The organism is Lonsdalea britannica (assembly GCF_946477055.1).
GTDB classification, from domain to species: domain Bacteria; phylum Pseudomonadota; class Gammaproteobacteria; order Enterobacterales; family Enterobacteriaceae; genus Lonsdalea; species Lonsdalea britannica_A.
In genome coordinates, this window is sequence record NZ_CAMKXG010000142.1 from 1 (window position 1) to 9,012 (window position 9,012).

9 protein-coding genes are annotated in these 9,012 nt (G+C 55.8%); 1 reads left to right on the forward strand and 8 read right to left on the reverse strand.

Annotation, left to right across the window (positions count from 1 at the left end):
* From Q7O77_RS10730 to ndk, 8 genes are all read right to left on the reverse strand, one after another.
* Positions 1 to 643 (reverse strand): PQQ-binding-like beta-propeller repeat protein (locus Q7O77_RS10730; RefSeq protein ID WP_304166827.1); only part of this gene is annotated, 643 nt, incomplete at its 3' end.
* 10 nt (positions 644 to 653) lie between these two features.
* The gene (locus Q7O77_RS10735) at positions 654 to 1,268 is read right to left on the reverse strand and encodes a YfgM family protein (protein WP_304166829.1); all 615 of its coding nucleotides are present in this window, start codon (positions 1,266 to 1,268) and stop codon (positions 654 to 656) included.
* Between the two features lie 13 nt (positions 1,269 to 1,281).
* Positions 1,282 to 2,556 carry a histidine--tRNA ligase gene (gene hisS / locus Q7O77_RS10740; RefSeq protein ID WP_304166831.1) on the reverse strand — a complete coding sequence of 425 codons (1,275 nt, stop codon included), beginning with the start codon at positions 2,554 to 2,556 and terminating at the stop codon, positions 1,282 to 1,284.
* Positions 2,557 to 2,693: 137 nt separating this feature from the next.
* Positions 2,694 to 3,815, reverse strand: coding sequence for a flavodoxin-dependent (E)-4-hydroxy-3-methylbut-2-enyl-diphosphate synthase (gene ispG / locus Q7O77_RS10745; RefSeq protein WP_085653569.1), 1,122 nt, complete (start codon positions 3,813 to 3,815; stop codon positions 2,694 to 2,696).
* A 36-nt stretch (positions 3,816 to 3,851) separates the two neighbouring features.
* Positions 3,852 to 4,841 carry a cytoskeleton protein RodZ gene (gene rodZ / locus Q7O77_RS10750; RefSeq protein WP_304166835.1) on the reverse strand — a complete coding sequence of 330 codons (990 nt, stop codon included), beginning with the start codon at positions 4,839 to 4,841 and terminating at the stop codon, positions 3,852 to 3,854.
* Positions 4,831 to 5,589: a type IV pilus biogenesis/stability protein PilW gene (gene pilW / locus Q7O77_RS10755; protein WP_304166837.1), complete on the reverse strand. Its 759-nt coding sequence runs from the start codon at positions 5,587 to 5,589 to the stop codon at positions 4,831 to 4,833. The genes rodZ and pilW overlap by 11 nt, the downstream gene beginning before the upstream one ends.
* A gap of 137 nt (positions 5,590 to 5,726) precedes the next feature.
* Entirely contained in the window at positions 5,727 to 6,905 is a 1,179-nt protein-coding gene (locus Q7O77_RS10760; RefSeq protein ID WP_085653566.1) for a bifunctional tRNA (adenosine(37)-C2)-methyltransferase TrmG/ribosomal RNA large subunit methyltransferase RlmN, read from the reverse strand.
* A 160-nt stretch (positions 6,906 to 7,065) separates the two neighbouring features.
* Positions 7,066 to 7,497 carry a nucleoside-diphosphate kinase gene (gene ndk, locus Q7O77_RS10765; protein ID WP_304166841.1) on the reverse strand — a complete coding sequence of 144 codons (432 nt, stop codon included), beginning with the start codon at positions 7,495 to 7,497 and terminating at the stop codon, positions 7,066 to 7,068.
* Positions 7,498 to 7,895: 398 nt separating this feature from the next.
* Between ndk and sseA the strand changes: the two genes are divergently transcribed.
* Entirely contained in the window at positions 7,896 to 8,756 is an 861-nt protein-coding gene (sseA, locus tag Q7O77_RS10770; RefSeq protein ID WP_304166844.1) for a 3-mercaptopyruvate sulfurtransferase, read from the forward strand.
* Positions 8,757 to 9,012: the final 256 nt, after the last annotated feature.

Below are 9,012 nucleotides of genomic sequence, written 5' to 3' on the forward strand. Positions count from 1 at the left end.
CGTTGTCGCCGCCAACGATGGCCGCGCCAAATGCGGTCGCAGGCGCAGACTCGCCGCGCACCGACAATGCCGGCATATCCAGGTTCACCGTCCACTTAACAGCGCCGTCAGCTTCGTTCAGTGCCTGCAGCATACCATTGCTAGTGTGTACCAGCACTACGCCATCGCTGATAACCGGGTGGGAAGTGACTTCCCCGGCGACCGGCGTCTCCCAGACCTGAGAGCCGTCGTCAGCATTCAGAGCGAACATCTTCGCTCTTTCGCTGCCGACGTAAACGTGATTCCCGGCAACCGAGACGCCGCCGGACAACAGTGCCGGACGGTTCGCCGACAGCAGACCCGTTTTCTCAGACAGGTCCGCCTTCCATTTTTCTTCGCCGTTGCTCAAATCCAGCGCTTTAACCGTACCGCGACGGTCGGCGGCATAAACACGGCTGTCCTGCCAGGCCGGACGCAGATTGGAATAGAAATCACCGATACCGCTGCCGATTGAACGACTCCAGACTTTAGTCGGCGTGAACTGGTTCTCTACCTGCGGCAGAGGAGACATTTTAACAACGTCTTCTTCACGGTCGAATAGCGAACAGCCGCTCAGCAGGGCAGTTGAAACCAGTCCTACCAAAAGTGTTTTACGCAATTGCATGGAATTCCTCTTAGCTGGACAGGTTGTTCAGTTTCATTCGTAACAGGGCCTGCAGCCCCTGAGGAGGCTGAGACTCAATGCCTTTGTCGTACGCATCACGCGCACCCTGATTATCACCTTTGCTGACCAGAACGTCGCCGCGAACGTCTGCAACCATAGCGGCCCAGCCTTCGGTTTTGATGGCATCCAGCGTTTTCAGCGCGTCATCCGCTTTGTTCTGCGCGAGCTGCACACGCGCCAGACGCAGGTTGATCAGCGTTTGCAGATCGGCGTTATTGCTCTGAGAGAGCGCTTGAGTCAGCTGCTGCTCTGCTTTAGCGAAGTCTTTCAGCTCAGCATAGTGAGCCGCCAGCTCCATAGAGGCGAGCGCGCCGTAGTTGTTCTTGTTGCTGGCAGCAAACGCTTCCACCGCCGTGGTGCCCTTACCTGCCGTCAGCGTTTCACTGGCCTGCTGATAGGCCGACGATGTTGCCATCGCGCTGTTGTCCTCATGGCTCTGCCAGAAGCGCCAACCGACCAGCGCTCCTATCCCCAGGACCACACCGACAGCCAACGCCTTTCCGTTTTCTCTCAGGAAACGTCGCAGCGCATCAACCTGTTCATTCTCTGTGGTATAGACTTCCACGGTGTCTTTCTCCTCAATCCAGTAGCGTCGTCAGCCGGGCTGCAACGTCAGCCTGCGCCAGAGTTTCTTGTTCGCCGCTGGACAAGTTTTTCACCACTGCCTGTCCTGCCGCGACTTCATTTTCGCCTAGCACCAGAGCGACACGCGCCCCGCTTTTATCCGCACGAGCAAACTGCTTTTTAAAGTTGCCGCCGCCGAAGTTGGTCATCAGCTTCAACCCAGGCAGCGCGTCACGCAGCGACTCCGCCAGCAACATAGCCGCGCTCTGCGTTCCCGCACCGGAAGAAATGACGTAAACGTCCACGCCCGGTAGCGCTTTGTACTCTGGATTGACCGTCTGAACCAGCAGTACCAAACGCTCTAAGCCCATCGCGAAACCGACCGCAGGCGTGCTGGAACCGCCCAGCTGTTCCACCATGCCATCGTAGCGTCCACCGCCGCACACTGTGCCCTGTGAACCGAGGCTGGAGGTCACCCATTCGAAGACGGTGCGGTTGTAATAATCCAGCCCACGGACCAGGCGCGGATTAACCTTATATGGGATGCTCGCCTGCGTTAAAAGTTCACACAGGCCGTCAAAATGCTCGCGCGACTCGTCATCGAGGTAATCCGTCAGGACCGGCGCGTCGTTTAACAGCGTCTGCACATCGCGATTTTTGGAATCCAGTACGCGCAGCGGATTGGTGTACATACGACGTTTGCAGTCTTCGTCCAGGACATCCTGATGCTGTTCCAGAAACGCAATCAGCGCCTCGCGGTAGCGCGCACGCGCTTCCAGCGAGCCAATGGAGTTCAGTTCCAGCGAAACGTGTTCGGCGATGCCCAGCTCACGCCACCAGCGCGCGGTCATCATGATCATTTCGGCATCGATATCCGGGCCTTTCAGACCGAAAACTTCACAACCGAGCTGATGGAACTGACGATAGCGGCCTTTCTGCGGACGTTCGTGACGGAACATCGGGCCCGAGTACCACAGACGCTGTTCCTGATTGTAGAGGATGCCGTGCTCAATGCCTGCGCGGACGCAGCTTGCCGTGTTCTCAGGGCGCAGCGTCAGGCTATCGCCGTTACGGTCCTCGAACGTGTACATCTCTTTTTCTACGACGTCGGTGACTTCACCGATAGCGCGCTTGAACAGAGAAGTCTGCTCAACGATAGGCGTGCGAATCTCGCTATAACCATAGCTGGCAAGCACCTGTTTCAGGCTGCCTTCAATACGTTGCCATAAAGCCGTATCGGCCGGCAGGTAGTCGTTCATGCCTCGGATGGCTTGGATATTTTTTGCCACGTCAGTTCTCTAATCCGTTTTCTCGAAAATAGGCCCGATTATAGGGGGAACGGCACTGCGGCATCAATGCGCGACCGTCGCCGTCGGGTTGGGAAGCTGTCGACGAGGCGGCATCTTGTGCGATGCCGCCACAGTCATTACTTATCGACCACGTTGATGGTGATGCGGTTACTCTCGTTCAACATCGCCGCTTTGGCGCGGATCTTCGACTCCAGCTGGTCGATCATCTGTTCGTTGTCGAATCGCTCACGCTGGCGAACGCCGTCTTCATAAAAACCGCTTTTCTTGTTGCCGCCGGTCACGCCCAGCGTCGATACCAGCGCTTCGCCCGGCCCGTTAACCACGCAGCCGATGATCGATACATCCATCGGCGTGATGATATCTTCCAGCCGCTGTTCCAGCGCGTTAACGGTGCCAATCACGTCGAACTCCTGACGCGAGCAGGTCGGGCAGGCAATAAAGTTGATGCCACGCGCGCGAATACGCAGCGACTTCAAAATATCAAAACCGACTTTCACTTCTTCGACCGGGTCGGCCGCCAGCGAGATGCGCAGCGTATCGCCAATCCCTTCGGAGAGCAGCAGGCCCAGACCAATGGCGGACTTCACCGACCCACTCCGTGCGCCGCCAGCTTCGGTGATACCGAGATGCAGCGGCTGATCGATGCGGGAGGCCAGCAAGCGGTAGGACTGGACAGCCAGGAAGACGTCGGAGGCCTTCACGCTGACTTTGAACTGGTCGAAGTTAAGCCGGTCGAGAATGTCGACGTGACGCATAGCGGATTCCAGCAGCGCTTCCGGCGTTGGCTCACCGTACTTTTCCTGCAGATCCTTTTCCAGCGAACCAGCGTTGACGCCGATACGAATCGGGATGTTGTTGTCCCGTGCGCAGTCCACGACAGAGCGAATGCGCTCTTCGTTGCCGATATTACCGGGGTTGATGCGTAAGCAATCCACGCCGTATTCAGCGACTTTCAGCGCGATGCGATAGTCAAAATGAATATCCGCTACCAGCGGCACGTTCACCTGTTGTTTGATCAGCTTGAATGCCTCGGCGGCATCCATCGTGGGGACGGAAACGCGAACGATGTCGACGCCCACGCGCTCCAACGCTTTGATTTGATTTACCGTTGCTTCAACATTCGTTGTGCGGGTGTTCGTCATCGACTGCACCGCGATCGGCGCACCGTCACCGACGGGCACCTTACCAACGTAAATGCGCTTTGATTTGCGACGGGTTATGGGTGCGGGGTTATTCACAACTTCACCTCCAAAATGCCGCTACCGGCCGGAAAATTACTGGCCGGCCAGCGTTAAACGTGCAACCTGATTGCTTTTGACGTACTGACTCAAATCCACCGGTTTACCCTGATACTGAATATGTACAGCAGCAGGCGCGCCGATTTTGAGTCGATAAGGAGGTTGTCCGCTCAGATTCAGCGAACCGCCGTTGCGTTGCATACCGCTGAACAGTTTTTTGCCGGTGCTATCCACCACTTCCAGCCAGCAGTCAGCAGAGAACGACATGGCTAATGCGTTAGACGCTGGAGCGGAAGGCGCCGGAGTCTCAACGGCCGGAGCCGCCGAAGAAGATGGCGCTGGAGAAGGTTGAGCCGGGGATGCCGTCTGCGAAGGAGCAGGCGTGACAGGAGCCACAGGCACAGGCGCATTGGTCGCCGCTGGCGTGGACGCCGCCGAGGAAGCGTCGGCAGGCGGCGTCACCTCGGGAGTGGTCGCCCCCGTGGCGCTATCGTCCGGGACAACCGGGTCCGGTTCGCCATTTCCTAAATCCAGCGGTTGTCCATCTTGCGAAGTCTGCGTAGCGTTCGCATGATCGACCATAGAATTGATTTCCTGCTGCTGCGCCTGATGATTCTGCCACCACCAGGCGACCGTTAACCCCAATACCCCCAGCAAAATGATCCAGGTAAAGGTCATCAGCCAGCCGTCGCGCTTTTTACGACTTTTGCCCAGCGCGAGGTGCTGCATAGGGGAAACGTTAGAGGTACGACTCGGCACCACGTGTTTTTCCAGCATCGGCAGCAGCTCATCTTCGGGCAGATGCACCAGCTTGGCATAAGAACGGATATATCCACGCAGGAATGTCGGCGCAAGGCCGGCAGGCGTGTTGTCTTCTTCAATCTCGCGAACGGTGGAGACTTTAAGGCACAACCTTTCCGCGACGACTTGCTGCGACAACCCTAAGCTTTCACGCGCCTGACGCAGTCGTTCCCCAGGAGTGGCTATGGGTGATGCTGTTTTATCTTGATTGGCTTCAGTATTCATTAGCTAAGAACTGCTGGTACTGTTTAGATTGTGGAAAACTTCGCGCCAACATCGCACCGTAACGCATCGCGTCATCGGTATCCCCCGCCAGCGCGGCGAAACGAATCTGTAGCCATAAACTTTCGGCACTCGCCGGAAATTTCGGCTGATAAATATTCAAGAGCACCCGCGTTTGTTGTGGATGACCGGCATGCATACGATGCTCGGCTTCCGCGAGTAGGCGTCGACCTTTGCGAGGGTCGTAGTTCAGCGCCCGACGAAGTCGTTGCTTCGCCTCATCAGACTGCCCTGCGTCTAAAAAACAATAACCGGCGTTTTCCAGAGCATCGGCAACCTGCGGATAATCTGCGAGCTGCGTTGCGCGGCTAAACTGTTGTTGCGCCGTTACATACTGCCCTAAACCACACAGAAACGCACCGTAATTATTCATTACGCTCCCGTTCGAAGGGCTCTGTCGCAACAACTGCTGATAACGTTTTTCAGCCGCTGCATTTTCACCAATTTGCTGTTCGTATAGCGCCATACCCAATTGGGTACGGTAGTCATCCGGGGCCGCTTTCAAGGCGCTGAGCAGGTTGCTGTGCGCGACGTCAAACTGTCCGCGCTCCAGATAGGCCAACCCCAGTTGCAAACGCGTCTGCGCCTGCGGCGAGAGTGAGTCTGTTTCTGCGGTGCTCACGCACCCGCCGATCATCACACATAACACGGCCAAACTACGCCACCACCGTCCCTGCCGCCGTGAATTCATCGCTGACTATCCTTAGCCATTGTCTCTCGCCGAAGGCCGGCGGCCCCGGTTATATGAGTCCGCCGTTACCACAGCATAGTATGATAAGCCCCTGAAATGTATTTATCATCAGTCCGGCCCTCTCGGGCCGACCACGATCATACACTTTTAACGGCTATCGTATCCTTGACCATTTTTTTCTTCATCGTGCGCTTGGTACGGTCAACGACTTCCCCGGCCAACTGTCCACAGGCCGCATCAATGTCGTCGCCGCGCGTTTTACGAACGATGGTGGTGAAACCATATTCCATCAGTACCTTGGAGAAACGGTCAACGCGGCTGTTGGAACTGCGCCCATACGGTGCGCCCGGGAACGGGTTCCACGGGATCAGGTTGATCTTGCACGGCGTATCTTTCAGGCATTCCGCCAACTCATGCGCGTGTTCCGTACCGTCGTTGATGTGATCCAACATGACGTATTCGATGGTGACACGTCCCTGATTAGCGTTGGATTTATCCAGGTAACGCCGTACTGCCGACAAAAAGGTTTCGATATTATATTTTTTGTTAATCGGCATGATTTCATTACGAATTTCATCGTTCGGCGCGTGCAAAGAAATAGCCAGTGCGACGTCGATCATGTCGCCCAGCTTATCCAACGCAGGCACGACGCCGGAAGTCGACAACGTCACACGACGTTTAGACAAACCGAAGCCGAAATCGTCCAGCATGATTTCCATCGCAGGCACCACGTTGGTCAGGTTCAGCAGCGGTTCGCCCATGCCCATCATGACAACGTTAGTGATAGGACGCTGCCCGGTGACTTTAGCCGCGCCGATAATTTTCGCCGCGCGCCATACCTGACCGATGATTTCAGAAACGCGCAGGTTACGGTTGAACCCTTGCTGCGCCGTCGAGCAAAACTTGCACTCCAACGCACACCCTACCTGAGAAGATACGCACAGCGTCGCGCGTTCCTCTTCCGGGATGTAGACCGTTTCCACACGCTGGCCGTCGACCAAAATAGCCCACTTGATCGTGCCATCAGAGGAGCGCTGCTCATCGACCACGACAGGCGCGCGAATTTCAGCGATCTCCTGCAATTTGGTGCGTAACACCTTATTGATGTCGGTCATTTCGTTAAAATCATCACAGCAGTAGTGATAAATCCACTTCATGACCTGATCGGCACGAAACGGCTTTTCCCCCATTGAGGCGAAAAAGGCGCGCATTTGCTGACGGTTAAGATCCAGCAGGTTGATTTTTTCAGTGCCCGTCGGCTTAACGGCAATAGCGTCAGACTCGGTGGCGATCGGGGATACGGTTTGCTCAGACATATTGACTCATGGCCTCGTTGTTACACGTTATGGCTCGAAAGAAGTGATAAGGGATAAAGAAACGCCCCGGCCGAGCGCCTGCTCGTTCCGGGGCGCGGCATTGTACAAAGTTTAATACGGAGGTGCCAGCGCCACTCCGCTTTTAATTCTTTGCCTTAGCTCAACGGGTGCGTGCGCACACCTCGTCCGCGCTGAAGAAGTAGGCGATTTCGCGTTCGGCTGACGCCAGAGAATCAGAACCATGCACCGCATTTTCAGTCATGCTGTCTGCGTAGTCCGCACGCAGCGTCCCCGCCAGCGCATTCTCGGGATTCGTCGCGCCCATCAGGTCACGGTGACGCTGAACGGCATTTTCGCCTTCCAATACCTGAACCAGGATGGGGCCGGAAGTCATGAATGTCACCAGACCGTCAAAGAAAGGTTTGCCCTGATGCTCAGCGTAAAAGCCTTCGGCCTGTTCGCGAGTCAAATGAAGCATTTTGGCAGCGACAATGTTGAAGCCTGCACTTTCAAAGCGGTTATAGATAGCGCCAATCACATTCTTGGCGACCGCATTGGGCTTAATGATAGAAAAAGTACGTTCTACCGTCATAGTGACCTCGTTTGATAACTGTCTGATAACTGCCGGTTAATAAATTATGATCCCGGCACCGTAAAGTGGCGCAGATTATAGGGTTGCACCTCCATCTTGCCTACGGTCAAATAACATTTTTTTAAAATAACGTTATCTTATCGTCCTTTTCTTATCATTATAACGCTGAATCCCTGTGTGGCACCCCCTCTCTGTCCAACCTGCGAGACGGATGGCAAACATATACGCGCGTTTCATCTGTTTCATCCCTGTGTTCCGGTAACGCTCGCACTCCTGAAATAGAGTGCGCCGAAACTGGCGTTAGAGGCAGGATTGCGCTTGTCCGCTCTTAAAAAATCGCTGACAATTCAATCCTCATCTTATTCCGGGCTGCGTTGACAGCCCGCTCGGGAGGTCTCATGTCTGTATCCAGTTCCGACATCTTTGTTACCGCCACCTGGCTGAATTCGCATCTGAACGACGCTGATATCACGTTGCTTGATGCGCGGATGCTGCCACCTGGCGACACCACGCGGGATATTCAGGCCGAATATGAGGCCGAACACCTGCCGGGGGCGGCGTTTTTCGATATCGAAACGCTGTCAGACGCGACGTCGCCTCTACCGCACATGATGCCGGACAGCGCGTCCTTCGCTCAGGCGATGGGAGCGCTAGGCGTCAGCGAAGGACAGCACTGCGTCATTTATGACGAAGGCAACCTGTTTTCCGCCCCTCGCGCCTGGTGGATGCTGAGAACCTTTGGCGTGACAAAGGTTTCTATTCTGGCTGGCGGCCTGGCCGAATGGAAACACCAGCAACTGCCTCTGGAGCAAGGAAACAACGGTCATCCGACAAGCACCTTCAAGGCTCGACTTGACGCCGGAGTAATCTGTCAGGCCGAAGTGGTGCTAGCTATCACCCGCGATCATTCCGCTCAAATCGTCGATGCTCGTCCGGCACCGCGTTTCGCGGGGGAAGCGGATGAACCCCGTCCGGGACTGCGTCGCGGCCATATCCCCGGCAGCGTTAACGTACCCTGGAACGAACTGGTGGCAAACGGCGCGCTGAAAGCCCCAGAAGAGCTGGCCGCTGTATTCGAGCAAAAGGGAATTGATATCCAGCGCCCTATCGTCGCCAGCTGTGGCTCCGGCGTAACAGCCGCCGTGGTCGTGTTAGCGCTGTATGTGCTGAACGCCCCTCAAGTCAAACTGTATGACGGTTCCTGGGGGGAATGGGGAGGCCGAGATGACCTGCCCGTTGAAACCACGGTGACTCGCTGACGCCAACCGGTTTGCCACCGACACGAGCCCAGTAAAAACGGCCACGTCATGTGGCCGTTATGGAATTCGTCATGACTGATGTTGCGCCTCTATGGGGACTCATAGCGTCAGGTTCATAGACGGCAGTGACAGCACTGTCCGCAATCGTAATTCATCACGATGCGCATCCAACGGCCACAGGCTCATCCGGCGAGCCATTACGCTTTTGGCTTTTGGCTTTTGGCTTTTGGCTTTTGGCTTTTGGCTTTTGGCTTTT

Excerpts from the sequence above, each read along its gene's own strand:
- rodZ (WP_304166835.1), bottom strand. The coding sequence starts at position 4,841 with ATGAATACTGAAGCCAATCAAGATAAAACAGCATCACCCATAGCCACT.
- pilW (WP_304166837.1), bottom strand. The coding sequence starts at position 5,589 with ATGAATTCACGGCGGCAGGGACGGTGGTGGCGTAGTTTGGCCGTGTTA.
- Q7O77_RS10760 (WP_085653566.1), bottom strand. The coding sequence starts at position 6,905 with ATGTCTGAGCAAACCGTATCCCCGATCGCCACCGAGTCTGACGCTATT.
- ndk (WP_304166841.1), bottom strand. The coding sequence starts at position 7,497 with ATGACGGTAGAACGTACTTTTTCTATCATTAAGCCCAATGCGGTCGCC.
- sseA (WP_304166844.1), top strand. The coding sequence starts at position 7,896 with ATGTCTGTATCCAGTTCCGACATCTTTGTTACCGCCACCTGGCTGAAT.